This window comes from Devosia sp. LjRoot3, from assembly GCF_964252865.1.
Classification (GTDB): domain Bacteria; phylum Pseudomonadota; class Alphaproteobacteria; order Rhizobiales; family Devosiaceae; genus Devosia.
The window spans coordinates 1-21490 of the sequence record NZ_CAXUPK020000002.1; the positions used below are offsets into that span (position 1 = coordinate 1).

General features: G+C 62.1%; 20 protein-coding genes and 1 tRNA gene. 13 read left to right on the forward strand and 8 right to left on the reverse strand.

What is annotated here, in order from left to right; all coding sequences use genetic code 11:
• Positions 1 to 120 precede the first annotated feature (120 nt).
• The 4 genes from ACSQ2A_RS07030 to ACSQ2A_RS07045 all read left to right on the forward strand — a co-directional run bounded on the left by ACSQ2A_RS07030 (position 121) and on the right by ACSQ2A_RS07045 (position 5510).
• Positions 121 to 624 (forward strand): hypothetical protein, encoded by a 504-nt coding sequence (locus tag ACSQ2A_RS07030; RefSeq protein ID WP_436071641.1) that lies wholly within the window; start codon positions 121 to 123, stop codon positions 622 to 624.
• A 146-nt stretch (positions 625 to 770) separates the two neighbouring features.
• Entirely contained in the window at positions 771 to 2963 is a 2193-nt protein-coding gene (locus ACSQ2A_RS07035) for a mechanosensitive ion channel domain-containing protein (protein WP_436071642.1), read from the forward strand.
• A 135-nt stretch (positions 2964 to 3098) separates the two neighbouring features.
• Positions 3099 to 4301 (forward strand): lytic murein transglycosylase, encoded by a 1203-nt coding sequence (locus tag ACSQ2A_RS07040; protein ID WP_436071643.1) that lies wholly within the window; start codon positions 3099 to 3101, stop codon positions 4299 to 4301.
• A 213-nt stretch (positions 4302 to 4514) separates the two neighbouring features.
• Positions 4515 to 5510: an alpha/beta hydrolase gene (locus ACSQ2A_RS07045; protein WP_436071644.1), complete on the forward strand. Its 996-nt coding sequence runs from the start codon at positions 4515 to 4517 to the stop codon at positions 5508 to 5510.
• Between the two features lie 55 nt (positions 5511 to 5565).
• Here the strand turns inward: ACSQ2A_RS07045 and ACSQ2A_RS07050 are convergent, their stop codons facing one another.
• The 3 genes from ACSQ2A_RS07050 to bfr form a co-directional block, all read right to left on the reverse strand.
• Positions 5566 to 5973: a DUF1761 domain-containing protein gene (locus ACSQ2A_RS07050; protein ID WP_436071645.1), complete on the reverse strand. Its 408-nt coding sequence runs from the start codon at positions 5971 to 5973 to the stop codon at positions 5566 to 5568.
• A gap of 81 nt (positions 5974 to 6054) precedes the next feature.
• Positions 6055 to 6468 (reverse strand): VOC family protein, encoded by a 414-nt coding sequence (locus ACSQ2A_RS07055; protein WP_436071646.1) that lies wholly within the window; start codon positions 6466 to 6468, stop codon positions 6055 to 6057.
• 226 nt (positions 6469 to 6694) lie between these two features.
• Positions 6695 to 7180, reverse strand: coding sequence for a bacterioferritin (gene bfr / locus ACSQ2A_RS07060; RefSeq protein ID WP_035086236.1), 486 nt, complete (start codon positions 7178 to 7180; stop codon positions 6695 to 6697).
• 462 nt (positions 7181 to 7642) lie between these two features.
• Between bfr and ACSQ2A_RS07065 the strand changes: the two genes are divergently transcribed.
• Entirely contained in the window at positions 7643 to 8584 is a 942-nt protein-coding gene (locus tag ACSQ2A_RS07065; protein WP_436071647.1) for a diacylglycerol/lipid kinase family protein, read from the forward strand.
• Positions 8581 to 9408 (forward strand): metallophosphoesterase family protein, encoded by an 828-nt coding sequence (locus ACSQ2A_RS07070; RefSeq protein ID WP_436071648.1) that lies wholly within the window; start codon positions 8581 to 8583, stop codon positions 9406 to 9408. Before ACSQ2A_RS07065 ends, ACSQ2A_RS07070 begins: the two co-directional genes overlap by 4 nt.
• Here ACSQ2A_RS07070 and ACSQ2A_RS07075 read toward each other — a convergent pair.
• Entirely contained in the window at positions 9377 to 10003 is a 627-nt protein-coding gene (locus ACSQ2A_RS07075; RefSeq protein ID WP_436072267.1) for an rRNA large subunit pseudouridine synthase E, read from the reverse strand. The two genes, ACSQ2A_RS07070 and ACSQ2A_RS07075, sit on opposite strands and share 32 nt — an antisense overlap.
• A 96-nt stretch (positions 10004 to 10099) precedes the next feature.
• Here ACSQ2A_RS07075 and ACSQ2A_RS07080 point away from each other — a divergent pair, with 96 nt between their 5' ends.
• Positions 10100 to 11371: a tetratricopeptide repeat protein gene (locus ACSQ2A_RS07080; protein WP_436071649.1), complete on the forward strand. Its 1272-nt coding sequence runs from the start codon at positions 10100 to 10102 to the stop codon at positions 11369 to 11371.
• Between the two features lie 30 nt (positions 11372 to 11401).
• Here the strand turns inward: ACSQ2A_RS07080 and ACSQ2A_RS07085 are convergent, their stop codons facing one another.
• Both ACSQ2A_RS07085 and ACSQ2A_RS07090 read right to left on the reverse strand, forming a co-directional pair.
• Positions 11402 to 12133, reverse strand: coding sequence for a DUF599 domain-containing protein (locus ACSQ2A_RS07085; RefSeq protein WP_436071650.1), 732 nt, complete (start codon positions 12131 to 12133; stop codon positions 11402 to 11404).
• A gap of 29 nt (positions 12134 to 12162) precedes the next feature.
• The gene (locus tag ACSQ2A_RS07090) at positions 12163 to 13200 is read right to left on the reverse strand and encodes an aldo/keto reductase (protein ID WP_436071651.1); all 1038 of its coding nucleotides are present in this window, start codon (positions 13198 to 13200) and stop codon (positions 12163 to 12165) included.
• A 263-nt stretch (positions 13201 to 13463) separates the two neighbouring features.
• Between ACSQ2A_RS07090 and ACSQ2A_RS07095 the strand changes: the two genes are divergently transcribed.
• Together ACSQ2A_RS07095 and ACSQ2A_RS07100 are read left to right on the forward strand one after the other, a co-directional pair.
• Positions 13464 to 13540, forward strand: a tRNA-Met gene (locus ACSQ2A_RS07095).
• Positions 13541 to 13671: 131 nt separating this feature from the next.
• A complete protein-coding gene (locus ACSQ2A_RS07100) occupies positions 13672 to 15093 on the forward strand; it encodes a mannose-1-phosphate guanylyltransferase/mannose-6-phosphate isomerase (protein WP_436071652.1) in 1422 nt (473 codons plus the stop codon).
• Positions 15094 to 15223: 130 nt separating this feature from the next.
• On the opposite strand, the gene ACSQ2A_RS07105 is transcribed toward ACSQ2A_RS07100, so the two are convergent.
• Complete coding sequence (locus tag ACSQ2A_RS07105; protein ID WP_436071653.1) at positions 15224 to 16618, reverse strand: L-serine ammonia-lyase; 1395 nt, start codon at positions 16616 to 16618, stop codon at positions 15224 to 15226.
• Between the two features lie 145 nt (positions 16619 to 16763).
• Between ACSQ2A_RS07105 and ACSQ2A_RS07110 the strand changes: the two genes are divergently transcribed.
• The 3 genes from ACSQ2A_RS07110 (at position 16764) to ACSQ2A_RS07120 (ending at position 20335) form a co-directional block, all read left to right on the forward strand.
• Positions 16764 to 17363 carry an alpha/beta hydrolase gene (locus tag ACSQ2A_RS07110; RefSeq protein ID WP_436071654.1) on the forward strand — a complete coding sequence of 200 codons (600 nt, stop codon included), beginning with the start codon at positions 16764 to 16766 and terminating at the stop codon, positions 17361 to 17363.
• 108 nt (positions 17364 to 17471) lie between these two features.
• Entirely contained in the window at positions 17472 to 19217 is a 1746-nt protein-coding gene (locus ACSQ2A_RS07115) for a sensor domain-containing diguanylate cyclase (protein ID WP_295414671.1), read from the forward strand.
• Between the two features lie 83 nt (positions 19218 to 19300).
• Entirely contained in the window at positions 19301 to 20335 is a 1035-nt protein-coding gene (locus ACSQ2A_RS07120; RefSeq protein WP_436071655.1) for a DUF3298 domain-containing protein, read from the forward strand.
• Here ACSQ2A_RS07120 and ACSQ2A_RS07125 read toward each other — a convergent pair.
• Positions 20332 to 20886 (reverse strand): tetratricopeptide repeat protein, encoded by a 555-nt coding sequence (locus ACSQ2A_RS07125; protein ID WP_436071656.1) that lies wholly within the window; start codon positions 20884 to 20886, stop codon positions 20332 to 20334. The two genes, ACSQ2A_RS07120 and ACSQ2A_RS07125, sit on opposite strands and share 4 nt — an antisense overlap.
• Before the next feature lie 128 nt (positions 20887 to 21014).
• Here ACSQ2A_RS07125 and ACSQ2A_RS07130 point away from each other — a divergent pair, with 128 nt between their 5' ends.
• A complete protein-coding gene (locus tag ACSQ2A_RS07130; RefSeq protein WP_436072268.1) occupies positions 21015 to 21389 on the forward strand; it encodes a RidA family protein in 375 nt (124 codons plus the stop codon).
• Positions 21390 to 21490 lie beyond the last annotated feature (101 nt).

The following is a 21490-nucleotide window of genomic DNA, read 5'->3' on the forward strand; positions in this document are numbered from 1 at the left end:
GTAAGTCTCAATACGATAATCAAATCATAAAGCCCCGGTTCGAAAGAGCCGGGGCTTTCTGCGTTCTAAACGCAAAACACAAAAGCCATAACAGGCCGTCGCTCTAAAGGACCAGCTGAAGTGGAAACCGACTTTTCCGCCGACTGCGGCAAATGCTTTGCGCTCTGCTGCACGGCGCTTTCTTTCGAACGCGACCGGCAATTCGGCCACGACAAGGCGGCCGGCCAGCCTTGTCATCACCTCGGAAACGACTTTCGCTGCACCATTCATGCCCGACGCGAAGAGCTCGGCTATGATGGCTGCGAGGAGTTCGATTGCCTCGGGGCAGGGCAGAGGGCATCGGCCATCTTCGCAGCTGAAAATTGGCGCCGGGACCCCGCCATAGCGCGCAGGCTCTATGCCAGCTTCTCGCTGCTGCTGCGCCTCCAGGAAATGCGTAGGGCGCTGGTGACGGCAGCCGAACTCGACATCGGCGAGGCCTTGCATAACGAGCGTCTTGCCTTGCTTGAAGAGCTATCGGCGCATGCGGATAGCCGCCGCGAGGATATCGCGGACGCGGCAAGCCGGTCGCTTAAAGCCTGCCGGGAATACCTTCGCAGATTGAGATCTGCGATCGCCGCATAGTCGGGAGATCATCACCTGCGTAGGTGTTCTGCTTCTTCGGATGCTGCTTGTCCGGCGTAGAAATAGGCTCGCATAACGATCCGGGCTTGACCTCAGATGTGCAGGCGCCATGTTGAGGCCAATTTTCTTGGTCACTTGCGGTGCTTATGCAGCTCATCATCCGCCTTCTCCTCGTTCTGTTTCTGCTTTCAACGCCCGCTTTCGCGCAGGTGCCTGGTGTCAGTGCACCTGCCAATGAGGCAGCGACAGCTGGGTCGAGCCAGGCTGTCGATGATCTCGTGCGCATTCTCGAGGACGATACGGCGCGGGCAGCGTTGATCGAGCGGCTCAAGCAAGCAGCACCAGCGACAGCGGAAGAGACGGCGACTGAGGAAATCCTGCCCGATCTCAGCATTGCGCGGCAACTGGCGGAATATACGCGCAGCGTGGCGCAGGGGGCTTCGGCGACGGTTCGGGCGGTTGGCGGGATTTTTGTCAATTTCCGGCAGGCCGTCGATGGGACGCTCAATGCGGACTACGACGTGCTGGGTGCGCTGGCGCTCAATCTGGGGATCGTGCTTGCGGGGCTGTTCGGCAGTTTCTGGTTGTTGCGATTGCTGACGCAGCCGCTCCTGGCGCGTATCTCGCGGGGGGCGGCCAATCGCAATATCTGGCAGAAATTGGGGACTATCGCCGCGGGGACGCTGGTTGATACGCTGAGCGTGATCGTGGCCTGGGCGTTTGGCTATGTGCTGGCGCTCAACTTTGGCACCACGCCGCGCGGCGAAATGGGGATCAATCAGAGCCTGCTGCTCAATGCCTTCCTCGTGGTGGAATTGTGCAAGTTGGGTGTGCGGGTGCTGCTGGCGCCGCGGCATACGAGTCTGCGTTTCCTGCCCGTCACTGATGACAACGCGGCCTATTGGTCGTTCTGGCTGGCGCGGCTGGTGTCGCTGCTCGGCTATACGTTCATGTTCGTCTCGCCCATGCTCGCCTCGGCGATCTCGCCGGCGGCGGCGACTGCCGTTCAGGTGCTGATCATGATCACGGCGGTGACCGTGGGCGTGATCATTGTGCTGCAGAACAAGGACGACGTGCGGGTCTGGCTTTCGGAACTGGCGGTGCGGCGGGGCAATGCCGGGCTTTGGCGCGTGCTGGCGGCCGTGGGGCAGCAGTGGCATGTCTTGGCGATCGTCTATTTGTTTGCGCTGCTGGTGGTCTGGTTCGCCAATCCCGAAGAGGCGCTGCCCTTCATGCTGGGGGCGACGGTACAATCGTTGCTGGCCATTGTGATCGGGTCGCTGATCGTTGGTTTCATCAGCCGCTTCGTCAATGTCGGCCTGCGGCTGCCGCCCGATATCAGCCAGCGCCTGCCGCTGCTTGAACACCGGCTGCAGGCTTTCGTGCCGGCTGTCATGGCCGTGGTGCGCTGGGTCGTGATCGCCGGGGTGGTCATTTCTGTTGGCCAGGCCTGGGAGCTGTTTGACTTCGCCAGCTGGATCGGCAGCGACGAGGGGCTGGGTGTGGCCGGCTCAGTGGTGTCGGCGGCGCTGATCGTGCTCATCGCCATCGTGCTGCATGTCGTCGTGGCGTCCTGGGTGGAATATCGGCTGAGTTCGAGCTCGGGCAAGGCGCCGACGCCGCGCGAAAAGACGCTGCTCAATCTGTTCAAGAACGCTTTTACCGTGGCGCTAGTGATCTTTGGCGTGATGCTGGCGCTGGCGCAGATCGGGGTGAATATAGCCCCGCTCCTGGCCGGTGCCGGTGTGGTTGGTCTTGCCATCGGTTTTGGGGCACAAAAGCTGGTGCAGGACATTATCACCGGCATCTTCATCCAGTTCGAGAACGTGATGAACGAAGGCGATGTCGTCGAGGCGGCGGGGCGTACGGGCGTCGTTGAAAAGCTGACGATCCGCTCGGTGACCATCCGGGACATGACGGGGACGGTGCATCTGATTCCGTTCTCGTCGGTCGATCAGGTGTCCAACATGATGCGCGGCTTCTCCTTCTATGTGTCGGAGGTGGAGATTGCCTATGACAGCGATATCGAGGGTGCCAAGCAGGCGATGCGCGATGCCTTCGCCGTGGTGATGGAGCATCCGGACTACAAGAACGTCATTCTCGACGACCTTGACCTGCAGGGGCTGATCGCGATCACGCCGGCTTCCGTGACCTTGCGCTCGCGCATAAAAACGCTGGCGGGCAAGCAGTGGGGTGCGGGACGCTATTATAGCGAAACGTTGATGCGGCTTTTTGGCGAGCGCGGCATTGAAACGCCGACACCAAAGATGCGCTATGTGCCTGGCAAGGGTGGGAAAACCGTGCCCGAGCTGCCGCCAATGGGTGACGAGCCTGCATGAAATCATCGTGATCGGACCAAGGCCTTTGCCTTAAGGTGATCTTAATCGGGTGCGTTAATTATTTGATACGCGCGCCCGATGCTGTTCAGCCGGCGCGCTCGTGACTTTCAGGTAGCGCGTATCACGAGGCTCGACATGATCCGATCCAGCGGACTTTTTGCCTTTGGCAAAGCCATTGTGGCTCTTTCCCTTGTTATGGGCCTGGCGGCGCCAGCCCATGCTAATAGCGCCGATTTCGTGCGCGGCCTGTGGCCCGATGCACAGGCCATCGGGGTGAGCCGGCAGGCGTTCGATGCGTCTTTTGCATCCTACTCGCCGATCTCCAAGGTGATGGAGCTGACGCGAAAGCAGCCTGAATTTTCCCAGACCGTGCAGCAATATATCGACAAGCGCGTCACCGCGGCCCAGGCCAGCAAGGGCGCGGCGATGCGCGGGGAATGGGCGCAGACGCTGGGCGACGCGCAGCAGCGCTTTGGCGTGCAGCCGGAAGTGGTGCTGGCCATCTGGGGCATGGAAACCAACTTCGGCGGCTTCATGGGGGGCAATAATACCATCCACGCGCTGGCGACGCTGACGGAGAACGGCTATCGCGCCGACTTCTTCCGCAAGGAACTGCTTACCGCGCTGCGCATCGTTTCGGATGGGCATATTGCGCCCAACCAGATGGTCGGCTCCTGGGCCGGGGCCATGGGGCATACCCAGTTCATGCCTTCGAGTTTTATGCGCTACGCGATCGACTACAATGGCGACGGGCGCAAGGATATCTGGAACTCGGTGCCGGACGCGCTGGGCTCAACGGCCAATTATCTCAACGCCTTTGGCTGGCGGCCGGGCGAAACCTGGGGCTATGAGGTCAAGATCCCGTCCGGCTTTGATTTTGCGCGGGCCCGACAGATGGAAAAGGCGCCGCTGAACCAGTGGCAGCAGATGGGGATTTCGCGCGTGTCCGGCCGGGCTTTTCCGCGGGCGGGGGATGTGGCTCGGCTCTATATGCCGGCGGGTGCTTCGGGCCCGGCCTTTTTGCTGCTGCCCAATTTCGATGTGATCAAGCGCTACAACAATTCGGACAGCTATGCTCTGGCCGTCGGGCATCTGGCGGACCGGATCATCGGTGGCGGCGATTTTGCGACGCCATGGCCAGCTGGGGACTATGCGCTGAGCAAGGCGCAGCGGACGGAATTGCAGAGCCTGCTGTCTCGCGCCGGCTATGATGTGGGGACGCCGGACGGCGTCGTTGGGCCGAAGACGCGGGCTGCGGTGATGGCCTTTCAGGCGCGTGCCGGATTGCCTGCCGACGGCCATGTTTCGGGGCTGCTGCTCGATCGATTGAAGCGCTGAGGCCGGCCGGGAACGCTCAAAAGCGTGATTGTGCGTTAACTTATTGTTAACCTCCGGGGGAGCAGACTCGGGGCGCTTAAGTAGAGGGCAGGCCAGCGCCAAGAACGGTGCGCCTGCCCTCGCCCATTCTGGGCACCTAGTACGTCACGTCACAAATTGTCCGGCATTGCTCCCCATAGTGCCCGCACCCTCCCAACCACCATCAGTTCCGCAATGACCAGACTTCGTATTTTTGCCGCCCTAGCGGTTCTCGTTTCGCTCCTGCCGGTGCCGGCCTTCGCGCTGTCGATGATGGACCCGTTCAACCTGCCGACATCGATGGATGCCGGTACGTCCAAGATCGGGGATGGCATTGCCTATGCCGATGGGCCGCGGCACAAGCTCGACATTTATGGACCCGAGCAGCGCGGTGCGCCGGCGCCGGTCGTGTTCTTCATCTATGGCGGCGGCTGGAATCGGGGCGAGCGGAGCGACTATCAGTTTGTCGGCCGGGCGCTGGCTTCGCGCGGGTTTATTACCGTCATCGCCGACTATCGCCTGGTCCCGGAAGTGCGGTTTCCCGATTTCCTCTATGACAGCGCTGCAGCGATGCGCTGGGTTCAGGACAATATCGCCAATTATGGCGGCGACCCGAACCGGCTGTTTCTCGCCGGGCATTCGGCCGGTGCCTATAATGCAGTGATGCTGGCGCTCGATCCGTCCTATCGGCAGGAATTTGGGGTCACCATGCCGATCCTGGCTGTGGCGGCGCTTTCGGGCCCCTATGATTTTTATCCGTTTGAATATGGAGAGGTGAAGGACGCGTTTGGGAGCGCGCCGAACCCTGAGGGCACGCAGCCGATCAACCTGATCACCTCTTCCGCCCCGCCCATGTATCTGGCGAGCGGTACGACCGATCCTATCGTGCGCGTGCAAAACACCAATCACTTTGCCGAGCGGCTGCGGGCGCAGGGGGTGTGGGTAACGACGCAATATTATGAAGGTTTTGGGCATATGGAGCCGGTGATCGCCATGGGCGCGCTCTGGCGCTGGCGCATGCCGGTGCTCGAGGACATGGTGGGCTTCTTCCAGCGCTTTGGGGCTTTTCCGAGCGGGGTGCCCTATCTCGTCGCGACGCCGGAAGCGCCGGAACAATTGCCGGAAGCGATTGCGCCGATGGACCAGATCGTGTCGCAGCTCAATTCGATGTTCCAGCCGATCGAGGACTGAGCCGCGAGGCGTAGTCGCCTGCGCGAAAGGCGCAGGCGGCGCGTGGTTGTAGGGCTCAGCGCCAGGCGGCGAGCAGCGCGCCCATGAGCAAGAGGGCTATGAGATTGTTGCCCAGATTGATGCCGATGAGCTTGAGTGAGCGGTTTTCATAGCCCCAGAGCGAAACCAGCACGGTGGCAATGAAACCGAGCCAGACCCAGAAGCCGGCCAGGGCGCCATTGAGCCAGTCGGTGATACCGGAAGCGCCGATGATATTGGCGAGGGCGAAAGCCATGATCAGCGAGGCGATGACGTCGACCACCATGGCCCTCGTCAGCCCCGCGCGCATGGTTTCCGGTGTTATCCCCGTCAGCGCCTGCCAGGGCTTGAGCAGGACCGGGGGCGAATACCAGACGAAGCCGACGGCCATGCGGAGCGCTGCCGCCACGAGCACGGCCCAATAGTTGATCGGAATTGCGTTCATTTCATCCCCCCGGCGATAGCTTACCCATGGCCGATGCTAGGCCGGTGGTAGAAACTTGGCAATTCGGCTGAAGCCGCTCGCCTAAGTCTGGGGTTCTATGACGACAGAGGCCGCCGAGCGCTTGGCCGGGCCGTGGAAGACGGCTTCGATATTGTTGCCATCGGGGTCGGTGACGAAGGCGGCGTAGTAGCCGGGGTGATAATCGCGCTCGCCGGGGGCGCCATTGTCCTTGCCGCCGGCGGCGAGGGCTGCCGCGTAGAAGGCGTCGACGGTGGCCCGGTCCTTGGCCTGGAAGGCGAGATGGACGTGGCTGGGGAGAATGTTTTCCTCGGTCTCGTCGACAAACAGTTCATCGACCTGGAACCAGTTCTTGCCCGAGGCGGTGATGGGAATGTCGAGGACGGCCAACACGGCCTTGTAGAATTTGAGGGTTTTCTCGAAATCATGTGCCCTGAGGTGCACATGGTCGATCAAGCGGCCGGTGTGGAAAGCCATCTTTTATCCCTTCGCGCTGGCGAGGCATTGGCGAACCTGGTGCGCCAATGCCATCCGGTTGATCTCAAGATGGGCCCCGGCCTTCGCCGGGGTGACAGTCGAGGGGGACCGCGACTGGTGCCGGACAGCAAAACGCCCGGACGAGCCGGGCGTTCCAGGGGCATGTTGGGCATCGCTGAGGGGAAAACCGGTTTCCACTTTTCCGCGATGCCTATGGGGCAAAAAACTATTCGGCTTCGTCGGCCGAGGCCGAATTGAGCTGGCCGTACTTTTCCGGGCCGATCTTTTCGAGAAGATCGAGCTGGGTTTCGAGGAAGTCGATATGACCTTCCTCGTCGGTGAGCAGGGCCTCGAACAGGTTCTTGGAGACATAGTCGCCAAGCTGTTCGCAGAGCTCGCGGCTCGCCTTGTAGGCGGCGCGGGCGTCATATTCGCCGGCAAGGTCGGCTTCCAGAACTTCCTTGATGGTCTGGCCGATTCGCAGCGGGGCCACGCGCTGCAAATTGGGATGACCTTCAAGGAAAATGATGCGCTCGATCAGCCGGTCGGCGTGATGCATCTCTTCGATGGATTCAGCGCGTTCCTTGGCTGCAAGCTTTTTATAGCCCCAATCATCCAGCAGGCGAAAATGCACCCAATACTGGTTGACGGCGCCGAGTTCGAGAAAAAGGGCTTCGTTAAGCCGCTCGATGACTTGTGCTTCGCCTTTCACGACGTACTCCACTGCGTTGCTGCTTAAGCTTCTCCAGCCCAGTCTGGAACGTCAGAACGTCCCCAGGCGGATGGGCATGCTGGGCGTGATAATTCTCTGTGACCTGGACGATAATGTCCACCACATTCGGCACACAGCCCGCGCATTTCGCACGTCGGTTGAGCTCAGAATAGACCTTCGCGGGAACCACCAATTGCCAGGGGTCTGCCTTGAGAAGATCCAGAACAATGTCCTCGATCTCTTGCGAGGTGATCATATTGCACTGGCAGACAAGCATTGGCGGGCCGGAAAGTCGTCTCAACGGGCGGCAATAAACGCTCACCATAGTTGAATGTCAACATCATAAATTGCCGCGCCTGGGACGCGAGAGGGCTCCGGCCCGGCGTTTTTCGACCGGTTGGCAACCCCCGGGCCGCGGGCCCGTTAAAGAGGGGTCAATTTCGGCTTTCGCGACGGGCACTTATGCAAGAGACAGCGCCGCACCGTTTTCACATCATCCTCAATGCCAATTCCGGAACGGTCCTCGCGACCGGCATTACCGTCGAAGCACTTGAGGCGCTTTGCGCGGAAGCGGGGCTCAATGCTGAGGTCGACGGCGATGTGGACATCCCGCTCAATGAACGGCTGAAGCGGGCGGTCGATGGCGGGGCCGAGGTGATCGTTGCGGCGGGTGGCGATGGCACGATCACGGCCTTGGCGGGGGCGCTGGCGGGAACCGAGAGGGCCATGGGTATCTTGCCGCTCGGTACGGTCAATGCGCTGGCCAAGGATCTTGGCATACCGCTCGAGGTGAAATCAGCGATAGCGGCGCTGGCGACCGGCGTGCCCCGAAGGATCGATGTGGGGGAGGTCAATGAGCGCGTCTTTCTCCACAAGGTCGTCATCGGCGTAATCCCGTCGCTGGCGGCAGCGCGCGAACATATTCGGGGGCAGGGCACCTGGGCCTCCAAATTTGCCTTCATGCGCTTCCTGGTGCATCGGCTATCGAGGGCGCGGCGCATGGCCGTGGCGATCAACCCGGAAGATGGCGCCGAGCATATCGTGCGGGCCAAGGCCGTCGCTGTCGCATGCAACGAATATGAGCAGGGTTTGGGGAAGGTGTTTTCGCGACAGAATCTCGATGGCGGGCGGTTGACGATCTACACACTGACCTCGCTGACGATTGGTGACTTCGTGCGCTTGGCCAGCGGCATGGTGCTGGGGACCTGGCAGGATGCGCCAGCGTTGAGCATCGAATCCTCTGCTGGTGTGACCATCCGCAGCCGCAGGAAACTGCTCAAGGTCATGTTCGACGGAGAGGTGGAGACATTGCATAGTCCGCTGCGGTTTCAGATCCGGCCGCGGGCGCTGACCGTATTGGTGCCTGCAGGACCCGAGGAGAGCCAGGAGGGGGCTGCTGCATGAGGATCGTCCACATTTCCGACCTGCATTTCGGCCATCACGATCCGGCGGTGTCGGCGGGGCTGGCGCAGGATATCGAGCTGCAGAAGCCGGACCTGATCGTGGCGAGCGGCGATTTCACGCAGGTCGGCACCAAGGCCGAATTCATCGCGGCGCGGGAATTTCTTGATGCGCTCACAGCGCCGGTCTTTGCCGTGCCGGGCAATCACGATGTGCCGGCGATCAATGTGTTTCGAAGGCTGTTCGACCCCTATGGGCTCTATAGGCGCTATATTGCGAGGGAATTGGAGCCATTCCTCGAAATGGATGGGGTGGCGCTGGTGGGGATGAAGACTTCGCGCCGGGCGCGGCTTGAATGGAATTGGGGGCATGGGACGATCTCGCGCGACCAGCTCGAGCATCTGGAAAGCCGCTTTGCCAAGGCGTCACCGGAGGCGCTGCGGGTCATCGTTGCCCATCACCCCGTGATGTTTCCCACCGAGGCCATGGTGCAGCGCACAAAACTCGTCAAACGGGCGGACGATGCACTCGCCACGTTTTCGCGGCTTGGCGTGCGGCTGGTGCTGTCGGGGCACTTTCACCTGTCCTATGTGCGCAAGCACGAGCATCCCGGCGATATCAAGGAAGGCGCGCCGACCGGCATGCGGACCGCGGCGGCCGCGCCCATTCTGGTGGCCCAGGCTTCTTCGGCCATTTCGACGCGGCTGCGCGGCGAGCCCAATGCCTATAACCTGATCGACATTAGTGCAGAGAAGATCAGCATAACCGTGCGCGAATGGCGCGAAATGAAGTGGTTTACGCGCGAGAAGGCTTCCGAGCCGACGTGAGGGGACCGGGAGCGTCTCGCCACTCGCCGGGGGCGAGGCCATCCACGGTCCAGTCCCCGATCTGGCAGCGGACAAGGCGCAGGGTGGGAAAGCCGACGGCGGCGGTCATGCGGCGGACCTGGCGGTTGCGGCCTTCGGTGATGGTGAGGGAAATCCAGCTGTCGGGCACGCTTTTGCGAAACCGCACCGGCGGGTTGCGTTCCCAAAGCTCGGGGGGATCGATCAGCTTTGCCTCGGCGGGCCGGGTGGGGCCGTCGTTGAGGGTGACGCCGTTGCGGAGCTTCTTGAGAGCCTCTTCGGTGGGGATGCCCTCGACCTGAACCAGATAGGTTTTGGGCAATTTGAAGCGGGGCGAGGAAATCTCGGCCTGCAGGCGCCCGTCGTCGGTGAGCAGCAGCAGGCCCTCGCTATCCTTGTCGAGCCTTCCGGCGGGATAGACCTCGGGCACTTTGACGAAATCGGCAAGCGTTTCGCCCGGCTCACCGCCGGAAAATTGCGAGAGCACGTTGAACGGCTTGTTGAGAAGGATGAGGCGGGCCATGGCGCAGTGATAGTCGAGGGGCCTGGGCTCGGCAATGACTGCGGCGTTGACCACGCTCAAGCATTTGTTTGCTGCAAGTCTTTTGTTGGTCGCAAAGGCTGGGGTAACATCGGTCTGCGGCCTCAATGTGCAGTCTTTTGGGAGAGAGCAATGAAACCGATCCGTTCATCGAGACGAGCCGTATTGGTCATGGCATCCGCCGCCTCGGTTCTGGCTCTGCCGGCGGCGCCAGCCTGGGCGGGGCCGGCTTTTGACGCCTGCGCCGCGGAGGCTGCGAGCCAGTATGAGGTGGGGTTTGAATCGATCGGCCGGGAAACCTGGGACATCGACACGGCAGCCGCGATCAAGGCCTGTAGCGAAGCGCTGAAGGAAGAACCCGATTCCGTCCAGCTCAAGGGCTGGCTGGCGCGCGCCTATTTTGCCGATGGCGATACCGAGACCGCCGTGCCGCTCTTTGAGGAGGCGGCCGAGGGCGGGCATGTGATTGCGCTTGCCATCTATGGCGACATGCTGACGACCGGCGACGGGGTCGAGACCGATATGGAGCGCGGCGCGCAATTGCTGCTCGAGGGCGCCGAAGCCGGCTTTGCCCTGGCGCAGAACTCCATTGGTCTTTCCTATGATTTCGGCGAGGGCGTCGAGCAGGATTATAACGAAGCGGCACGCTGGTATCGCGCGGCGGCCGAGCAGGGCATGGCCAAGGCGCAGTCCAATCTGGGGCTGATGTATCAGGAAGGGCTCGGGGTGCCGCTCGACTATGTGGCGGCGGCGGCCTGGTTCGAAAAGGCCGTGGCACAGGGCGATGTGTCGGCGCAGGTGAACCTGGGCAAGGTGCTGCAGGACGGACTGGGCCAGGACGTTGACATGGAGCGTGCCGTCGAACTCTATCGGCTCGCCGCCGACCAGGGCGATATGTATGGGCAGAACAATCTCGCATTCCTGCTCGAAAACGGCGAGGGCGTAGAACAGGACGTGGCGGAAGCGGCCGAGCTCTATGAGCTCGCCGCCGATCAGGGCATGGCACTAGCCAAGCACAATCTGGCCCTGCTCTATGAGGACGGCCGCGGCGTGAAGCAGGACTATGCCAAGGCGCTGGAGCTCTACAAGGAAGCCGCCGAGGGCGGGGAGATGCGCGCCGCGGTCAATCTCGGCCTCCTCTACATGGATGGGCTCGGAACCGAGGTCGATTATGTCGAGGCCCTGAAGTGGACCGAGATGGCGGCCGAGGAGAACCAGCCGATCGGGCTCAACAATATGGGCCATATCTACGAGAATGGGCTGGGGGTCGACGTCGATCTTGAGCTGGCCAAGAGCTACTATCAGCAGTCGGCGGATCTGGGCTACCAGCTCGCCGTCGATAACCTGGCGCGGCTCAACAATGGCGGCAGCAGCTCGACCGGCGGCAAGACCAAGTCGAAATAGGCTTTTGCAGAAATCGAAAGGGGGCCCTGGCTAGAACTCGCCGGGGCCCTCTTCTTTTTTCACGTCGCTTTCAGCCAGCTTCTTCCGGTGCCGCGCGGCGATGACGGCCGCGGAGGCGGCGGTGCGGTGCGCGGTCGAGAAAAACTCGCGATGGGCGACGACGAGGATGGTGGCAAGGCAGGTGGCGACCGCCAGCCATTCGGAAATGAACCAGGCGACGGTTGCGACCGAAAAGTAATAGGCGCGGATGCCGGAATTGAAGTTCTTGGCGCCGAGCGCGTTCATGCGGGTGATGGCGTCGATTTCTTCTTCCGAGGTGACCCGGTCGTGCTCGAGGGCGCCGAGCATGATGCAATAGTGATTGAACTGGCGCAGCGACAGGGTGAAGGCGAAGAAGGCGATCACGAACATGGCCAGCATGACGATGAGATGGATCTGCACGTCGGCAATCGTGAACGTACTATCGACCGAAATCGTGCCCAGAGTGTCCATCAGGGTCGGCAACTGGCCGAAGACGGCAAAGACCGCCAGGACCAAGAGGACCGAGGTCGAAGCCAGAAAACTCACCGAGCCCATGATATTGCCAGACAGAATGGCATCGAACGGGCTTTCGCGGCGCGTCGCATTGGTGACCCAGCGACGGCGCTGCATGTTCATGATGGTCGAGAGCGAGGGGCGGCGGCGCTCGATCAGCGGCACGATGAGATTATAGACGTAATAGGCGAGGAGCGGAAAAAGCGAAGTGAAAAGCGTTGCCGTCATGCCGGGCCCCCGAAGCGTTCCATTTCAACTTATAGCGGGCGCGGGTGACGGCGGAAGAGCGCGTCGATCTCGCCGAGCACTTCGGACGAGAGCGTGAGGTTTACTGCGCCGAGGTCGACGGCCAATTGTTCGGTGCTGGTGGCGCCGATGATGGTCGAGGTCATGAAGGGGCGGGTGCGGCAGAAGGCAATGGCCATCTGGGCGGGATCGAGGCCGTGCTTTTGGGCGAGGGCCAGATAGTCGCGGGTGGCGGCTTCGGAGAACTCGTTCTGGCGCCAGAAGCCCTTCTGGTAGTCCTTGCGGCTGCCCTTGGGCGTCGCGCCCTCGAGATATTTGCCGGTCAGCATGCCGGCGGCGAGCGGGGAATAGGCAAGGAGGCCGACGTCTTCGTGGTGGCTCAATTCAGCCAGGTCGTGGTCGAAGAGGCGGCGAAGGAAATTGTATTCGTTCTGCACGGAAGCGAGGCGCGGAAAGCCCTTGGCTTCGGCGATGCGGAGCCACTGGGTAATGCCCCAGGTCGTCTCGTTGGAGACGCCGATGGCGCGGATTTTTCCTTGGCCGATCAGGTCGCCGAGGGTTTCGAGCATGTCCTCGAGATTGGCGAGGATGTCGGCGGTGTCCTGCTTGTGCGGGGCATAGCGCCAGTAATTTTCGAAATGGTAGTGGCCGCGGCTGGCCCAGTGGATCTGGTAGAGGTCGATATAGTCGGTCTTGAGACGCTTCAGGCTGCCGTCAACGGCCACGCGGATCGAGGCGCCGTCGGCGCGCTTGCCTTCGCGGAGGAACGCATTGCCGCCGCCGCCGATCTTGCTGGCAAGAACCCAGTTTTCGCGATCCTTGTGAGTGGCGAACCAGTTGCCGATGATTTCCTCGGTGCGGCCCGAGGTTTCAGGGCTCCCCGGCACGGCATAGAGTTCGGCGGTGTCCATGAAATTGATGCCGGCATCGCGGGCCATGGCGATCTGGGCGTGGCCTTCATCCTGAGTGTTCTGGCTCCCCCAGGTCATGGTGCCGAGGCAGATGTCGGTGACCTCAATGCCCGTGCGGCCGAGTTTCTTCATTTCCATGGTGGGCGCCCCAAATCCTCAAATTCCAGCGAGCGGGACAGTAGACTGTCCAGCGCGCCGGACGGTAGACCGTTCAACACGAAGGGGAAAAGACGGGAACGGCTTCAGACGAAGTTTTCCACATGCCTTGCGCCGCAAAGCCCTGATTTTCCTGATGTTGGCGTCGGATGTCAAAAAACCGTCACCCGCGCCGCTTTGGGGGTTGAGGTCTTCGGCACTACCCCCTATATACCCCTCACACCGCGCCGAGGCGCAGTGATTGACGCGGGATGGAGCAGCCCGGTAGCTCGTCAGGCTCATAACCTGAAGGTCGCAGGTTCAAATCCTGCTCCCGCAACCAATAAAGGCCCACAAGACTATTCGTCTTGTGGGCCTTTACCTTTTTGGTCTTTGCTTTCGCTGCTCTGTGGCAAAGCCCGGTTGCTTCGGCTAAGGGATGAGTAATCTCGAGTGCTAGCGCGGGTCAGTTCCTTGTCATCCATTGTTCCTGTCATTCTCGCCGGGGGTCAGGGGACCCGTTTGTGGCCGAAGTCGCGTTCGGCGCGGCCCAAGCAGTTCATTGACCTTGTGGGGGAGACCAGTCTCTTCCAGCAGAGCCTGGAGCGGGTGAAGGATGCCGGGCGCTACGAGGCGCCGATCGTCATCACCAATGCCGAATATCGCTTCCTTGTCGCCGAACAGGCCCAGGAGCGGGGCATTGCGCTGGGGGCGATCTTGCTGGAGCCCGTGGCGCGGAACACGGCGGCGGCGATTGCTGCGGCGGCGCAGGTGGCGGTGAGCCAGGACGAGAATGCCGTCATTCATGTGCTGGCCTCGGACCATCTGATCCCGGCCAGCGCCGAATATTTTGGTGCGGTGGACAATGCCGCATTGGCGGCACGCGACGGGCATCTCGTGACCTTCGGGATCACGCCTGACCGCCCGGAAACCGGCTATGGCTATATTGCCATCGGGGATGCCCTGCGCCATGGCGCGCACAGGGTTGGGGCTTTTGTCGAAAAGCCCAATCTTGAAAAGGCCGAGGCCATGCTGGCGCAGGGCGGCTTTGCCTGGAATTCGGGCATGTTCATGTTGCCGGCAAAACTGTTCCTCGCTGAATGCGAGAAGCTGGCGCCGGAGGTTTTTGCCGCGGCGCGCGGCGCGGTGGCCGGGGCCAAGCGGGATCTCGATTTCATCCGGCTCGACGAGGCAGCTTTTGCAGCTTCGCCCAATATCTCGGTCGACTATGCGATTTTCGAGCGGACCGACAAGGCCGCCGTGCTGCCCGTGTCGTTCGAATGGTCTGACCTCGGCGCCTGGGACGCGGTGTGGAAGGGGCAGAACCGGGACGCGGCCGGGAATGCGGTTTCCGGGCCGGCGCTGATTTCCAACTCGACCAATTCGCTCATCGTGACCGAGACGGCGCATGTGGTGGTCGATGGGCTCGACGATGTGGCTGTTATCGCTACGGAAGACGCGGTTTTTGTCGGGCGGCTGAGCCAGGCGCAGAATGTCGGGGCGATTGCCAAGTCGCTGAAGGCGGATGCCGCGACGCGGGCACTGACAGAGACGCACAAGACCTCATACCGGCCCTGGGGTGGGTATTCGTCCATTCTCATGGGCGACCGGTTCCAGGTGAAGAAGCTCTTCGTGAAGCCGGGCAAGAAGCTGAGCTTGCAGAAGCACCATCACCGGTCCGAACACTGGATCGTGGTGCGGGGTACGGCCGAGGTGACGGTGGATGGTCAGGTGACCATGCTGACCGAGAACCAGTCGATCTACCTGCCGCTCGGTTGCACGCATCGGCTGGCCAATCCAGGCAAGATCGAGCTGGAGCTGATTGAGGTGCAGACCGGGTCTTATCTCGGGGAAGACGATATTATCCGGATCGAGGATGAGTTCGGACGGAGCTGATCAGCTTCACTACGTTGATTTCCAAACACAGCGTCATCCCCGCGAAAGCGGGGATCTTCGTTTGTGAAACAGGAATTCCCGCTTTTGCGGGAAGGACACCGTGCAAAATGGGAAGCGCTGATGCGGCGCTTCAGCAGGCCACCACGTTGACCGCCAGCCCGCCCTGGCTCGTTTCCTTGTATTTTTCGCTCATGTCATTGCCGGTCTGGCGCATGGTTTCGATGCAGGCGTCGAGCGGGACGGCGTGGATGCCGTCGCCCTTGAGGGCCAGCGAGGCGGCGGTGACGGCTTTGACGGCGCCAAAGGCGTTGCGCTCGATGCAGGGGATCTGCACGAGGCCCCCGACGGGATCGCAGGTCATGCCCAGGTGATGTTCGAGCGCGATTTCGGCGGCGTTTTCGACCTGTTCGGGCGTGCCGCCCTGAATGGCACAGAGGCCGGCGGCGGCCATGGACGAGGCGGAGCCGACTTCGCCCTGGCAGCCCATTTCGGCGCCTGAGATGGACGCATTGTGCTTGAGGATGCCGCCAATGGCGGCGGCGGTGAGGAGGAAATCGTGCACGGCGGCGCGGCCCATGCCCGGCAGGAATTGCGTGGCATAGCGCAGGACCGACGGAATGACCCCGGCAGCGCCATTGGTGGGCGCGGTGACGACGCGGCCGCCGGCGGCGTTTTCCTCGTTGACCGCCATGGCAAAGAGGCTGAGCCAATCATTGCCGCTCAAGGGGTCGATCTCGTTGCGGCGCCATTTTTCCGACAGGTGCTCGTGCAGCGCCTTGGCGCGGCGGCGAACCTTGAGGCCACCAGGCAATTGCCCGTCCTGGGTGAGGCCGCGATCGATGCAGCCGGACATGGCGGTCCAGACCTCGTCGAGGTCCCGGTCGAGTTTTTGACGCGAGAGCCGGACTTCCTCATTGGCGCGCTTCATGGCGGCAATGGAGAGGCCAGAGCGCTTGGCCATGTCGAGCATTTCGGCGGCATTGGCGAAGGGCCAGGGCACATCCTGCTTGATTGAGGGGGCATCCTTGAGGGCAGTCAACTCGTCCTGGCTGACGACGAAGCCGCCGCCGATGGAGAAATAGACCCGGCGCAGCAGCAATTGGCCGTCGCCATCCCAGGCGCAGAACTGCATGCCATTGGGGTGGCCGGGCAGGGGTGTTCTGGTATCGAGGACGAGATCGACAGCGGGGCGGAAGCGATAGGCCGGGTGGCCGGGCGGCTCGATGCGGCCGGTCTCGCGGATTTTTTCGACGATCGGATCCATCTGGTCGGGATCGATATCGCGCGGATTTTCGCCACCAAGGCCGAGGATCACGGCGCGGTCGCTGCCATGGCCGATGCCGGTATAGGCGAGGGAACCATGAAGGCTGGCGGTGATCGCCGCAGGCTGGGCCTGGCGGGCCCGCGGCCAGGTGCCGGCGCGCAATTCATCGAGGAAACGGCCGGCTGCCGACATCGGGCCCATGGTGTGGGAACTCGATGGTCCGATACCGATCTTGAAGACGTCAAAGACAGACAGGAACATGCCCCATCATAGCGAGCATGAGGCGGGCTGCAAACTGGCCTCTCGGCATTGTTTCAAAACTGGCAACAGAGCGTGGCGGGGATGAGCGATTGCCTTTGCATGGGGCATGCCGATATCGCTGGGATCAAGCGCAAGGAGATGAGTTATGGCCTCATATCAATTCCGTTCTGCCGAAGGCGCGGGTGCCAATGCCCCGCTGATCTTCCTGTTTCACGGGACGGGTGGGGACGAAAACCAGTTCTTTGACCTCGCAGCCGAACTGGCACCCGGGGCGACGCGCGTCGCCCCGCGCGGTGATGTCAGCGAGCACGGTGCCTTGCGCTATTTCCGCCGCACCGCGGAGGGCGTCTATGACATGGCGGACCTGAAGCAGCGAACCGCAGCAATGGCGGATTTTTTGCGCGCCGAAGTGGCCAGGCGGCAGCCCTCAAAAGTGCTGGGGCTGGGTTATTCCAATGGCGCCAACATCCTGGCCTCGGTGCAGTTCGGCGCGCCCGAGCTGTTCGACGCGACCGTACTGATGCATCCGCTCATTCCCTTTGCGCCGCCGGCGGCCGCCTTCGGTGGACGGAAAGTGCTGGTGACGGCGGGGCAATATGATCCCATAGCACCCGCGAAGGCGAGCCAGACGCTGGCTGACTATTTTAGTGCCAATGGAGCGGTTGCAGAGCTTGTCTGGCACAATGGTGGTCACGAAATCCGGCAGGAAGAGCTCCTGGCGGCGCGGGCCTTTCTTTCCGCTTAACGATTTGTTTTTTCCTGTCCTATTGGCCTATTAACGAAGTCTAGAGGCCCGCGCCCCGATAGTGGCGGGGGTGGGCCTCTGCCCTTCTGCCGCCATGGGTCGCCGCATATGTCGCTTCTTCGCCTCTTCACCGACAGTTTGCGCGCCCGCGTGCTGCTGCTGGTGCTGCTCGGTTTTGCCAGCGTCGCCGTGCCGGCCTTTTTTGCGTTTCAGTGGGTGGTCAATTCCACCGTCGTGCAATTGGGCACGCTCTTTGCCGAAAAGCAGGTGCTTTATGACCGGCATCGCGGGCTGGGCACGCTGGTGCGCGAGGTGTCGCTGGCCGAGGCGCTGGCGGGCAGCCAGGCGATCCGCGACTGGGCGCTGGACGAGACCAACCCGGAACGCAGAGCGCGCGGCATTGCCGAACTCGAGCATTATCGGCGCTATTTCGCCGATGGCTCCTATTTTTTCGTCGTGGCGGCTTCGGGCAATTACTATTTCAACGACAGCGCCAATGCCTATGCGGGCAATCAGTATCGCTACAGGTTGAACCAGGAAAACCCTGATGATGCCTGGTATTATTCGACCCTGGCCCTGGGCGAGGGGTGCCATCTCAACGTCAACAATGACGCCAATCTGAAGGTCACCAAAGTCTGGATGAACTGCGTGATCCGCGAGGGACGCGAGGTTCTGGGGCTGTTGGGGACCGGGATCGACCTCACTTCCTTCATCCAGGAAGTGGTGAATGTGCCGCAGCGCGGCGTCACCTCCATGTTTGTCGACCGGCAGGGCATGATCCAGGCGCATCGCGACGAGACGCTGGTGAGCCTGGCCAATTTCGGCGACGGGCTCGATAGCAAGCGCTCGGTCTTTTCGCTGGTATCGGGGTCGGGCGACGCGGCAACGCTGCGCCGGCTGTTCGACGATGTGACCGGGGGCGACATGCTTGCCGATTCCGCCTTTGTCACGGTCAATGGCAAAGAGACGCTGGTGGGCATCGGCTATCTCGACAAGCTCGGCTGGTACAATGTCACCTTCATGGACGTCGATACCATTATCGACCGGCGGCTGTTCGTGCCCATCGGGTTCCTCTTGGCCACCATGATGGTGGTGGTCGCGGTGGTGCTGGTGCTGATGTTCAGGAACCAGGTGCTCGACCGGCTGACGAGGCTCGAGCATGTGGTGCGCAAGGCGCGCGCGGGCGACTATGGTCCGGCCCTGAGCATGGGCGCGGGCCGGCAGGACGAGATCGGGCGGCTGTCCTCGGCGCTGACGCAGATGGCGGCGAGCGTCGACGACCATACGCGGCTTCTTGAAACCCGGGTGCGCGAGCGCACGCAGGAACTCGAAAGCCTGGCGTTCCGCGACGGGCAATCGGGCATTCTCAATCGCCGCGGTTTTGCGGTGGCGCATGGCGATATCGCGGCCAGCGGCGCCGGCTATGGCATCCTTCTCGTCGATGTCGACCATTTCAAGCAGATCAATGACAGCCACGGCCATGCGGCCGGCGACCTGGTCATTGTCGCCGTGGCGCGACGTATTCAGGAGACGATGGGCGCCGAGGGCGCCTGTGCGCGCTGGGGTGGCGACGAGTTCATCGTGCTCTTGCCCGAATGCGGGCCCAAGGAACTGCGGGCTCGCGCGCATGACATCATGCGCGCGGCGATCGGCGAGCCGATTGCGACGGCGCCGGGACGATCGATCGTGGTGTCGCTCAGCATCGGGGCGTGTCTGGCCGAAGGCGGGGACAAGCTCGAAGTGGCGACCGATATGGCTGACGCCGCGCTCTATACCGCCAAGCAGGCAGGGCGTGGCCGGGTCGTGATCTTCGACAAGGATATGCGGCCGGACCCGCGTCGCAACGTCGCCTGACCTTTGCACATATCCATCAAAGCTTGACGGTCGAGTTCCGATTGAGGCCAATCGGGCAATTTCGAATTTTGAAGGGATGAGAGATGTTTCGCTTCGCCTTGCTGTTCGTTCTGGCCTTCTTCACGAGTCTGAGCCTGCCTGCTGCGGCGGCGAGTTTTGACTGCGCCAAGGCCGGAACGCCCTTCGAGCATGCGATCTGTGACAGCCCGGAGCTTTCGGCGGCTGATGACCGGCTGGCCAAGACCTATCAGACGGCCATTGGCGGGCTTTCCGAAAATGCACTGGCTGCGGTACGGGGGGATCAGCGGGCCTGGCTCGACTTTGCGGGGCGCGCCTGTGCGCCCGATGCCAAGCCGATGACGAGCGGCAGCTACGACGAAGATCGCACGCGCTGCCTCATCAACCTCTTCAACAGCCGCAGTTCCACGCTCGAAGACAGCCGCATGATCAATGGCATGCGCTTTTATACGCGGGCGCGGTTTGCTTCCATGCCGGATCCGGAAGCCGAGGCCGATTCCTATTGGGCCGTGGCCCAGCATGAGCTGAGCTATGTGCAGCTCGATTCGACCGAGCCCTTTGCCGGGGCATTCAATGCCTATGTCGAGGCGGAGGCGCTGAAGCTGTCCAACATTTTCGGCGCGCAGGGCGGGCCGACGGATGTGCTTGAGGATGGATCGAGCGATACCAGCAATTCGATCAGCGTGGCCGAGGCCAATGGCAGCCGGATAGACCTCAATGTTGGGACCTATTGGTATGGCCATGGGGCCGCGCATGGAAACTGGTCCAAGAGCTACCTGCACTATCTCGTCGAGGAAGATCGGGCGCTGGCGGCGCGCGATATTTTTACGGGCAAGCGCTGGCAGGCCGCGCTGCTCGATCTGGCCGTCGAGGCGCTCGAAGCCGAGCATGGCGATGCCCTGATGCTCGACGACACCAAATACATTGCCGATTCCGTCGTTGATCCCGAGCGTTGGGACCTGTCCGATCCCTATGCGCTGATCCTGCAATTCCAGCCCTATGAAGTGTCGGCCTATGCCTATGGGGCGCCGACGGCGCGGATCAGCCTTGAAAAGCTGGCGCCCTATATTTCCGAGGATTCGGATTTCTTCCGCTACTAGCGCGACAGTTCGGGGAAGAGGCCCCGTTCGGAAAGGAACGGATGGACCTCGAGGGCGGCCCTGATCGCGGTCAGGGCTTCTTCCCTGCGGCCCATCGTATGGAAGATAAGGACGCGGCCGGCGAGGGCGCCGAAGTGTCTGGGTTCGCGGGCCAGGGTCTCGGTGATGTCGGCCAGGGAGCCCTCATAGTCGCCGGCAAAGAATTTTGCGGTGGCGCGCAGGTTCCAGCCTTCGGGATAGTCGGGATAGTCGGCGATCAACGCATCGATGAGATGCATTTGCGCCGCGGGACCGCCGAGAGCGAATTGGTTGAGGATTGCAGCAAAACGGGCGGCGACGATCTTGTCGTCGGGCTTAGTCCAGAGCGCCCAGATTTCCTCGGCAATGGCGCGGGCCGTGGCTTCGTCGGGCGCGGATTTGAGATGCTCGAAGAGGATGTCAAAACTTGCCTGTTCGTCGGCGCTCCAGAAGCTTGATTGGGCCAGCACCATCTGGGCCGGCGTCGCGGCCAGCAGCAAGGCGGCAAGCAGGGGGCGGACAAAGGGGCGCATGCGGCGAGCTTACGCCTTCTGTGTGTGGCGGCAAGCCTGAGCGCGATTGACAGCAGTGACATGCTCGTCATGTTTGGCCGGCGAAGATTCTATGGGAAAGCGAAGCGATGAATGATCTGATCTACCACATGGTCTCCTCCGGCCCGCGGCCGGTGGCGCCTTTCAGTCATGCGGTAGAGGCGGGTGGGTTCGTCTTCGTAACCGGGCAGATGCCCACCGATCCCATGGCTCCGGATGCGCCGCTCCCCGAGGGTGTCGAAGCGCAGACGCGACGGGTGATCGACAACCTGAAAGTGGTGCTGGGCGGAATTGGCCTTGGGCTTGGCGACATCACCATGGCGCGCATCTACCTCACCCATTTCGACCGTGACTATGCCGCGCTCAACGCCATCTGGCCCAGTTTCTTCGAGCCCGGCAAACTGCCGGCGCGCACGACGGTGGGCGTCACCGGGCTGGCGGTGGGTGCGCTGGTCGAAATCGATCTCGTGGCGCGGCGGCCCTAGCCCGGCACGTAGGCGTGTTCCTGCAGAGGCATCTGTTGGAAGCCGGGTTGGACGATAATTCGGTTCTTGCCAAATTAAGGCGAACTGCGCTCAACTGATGC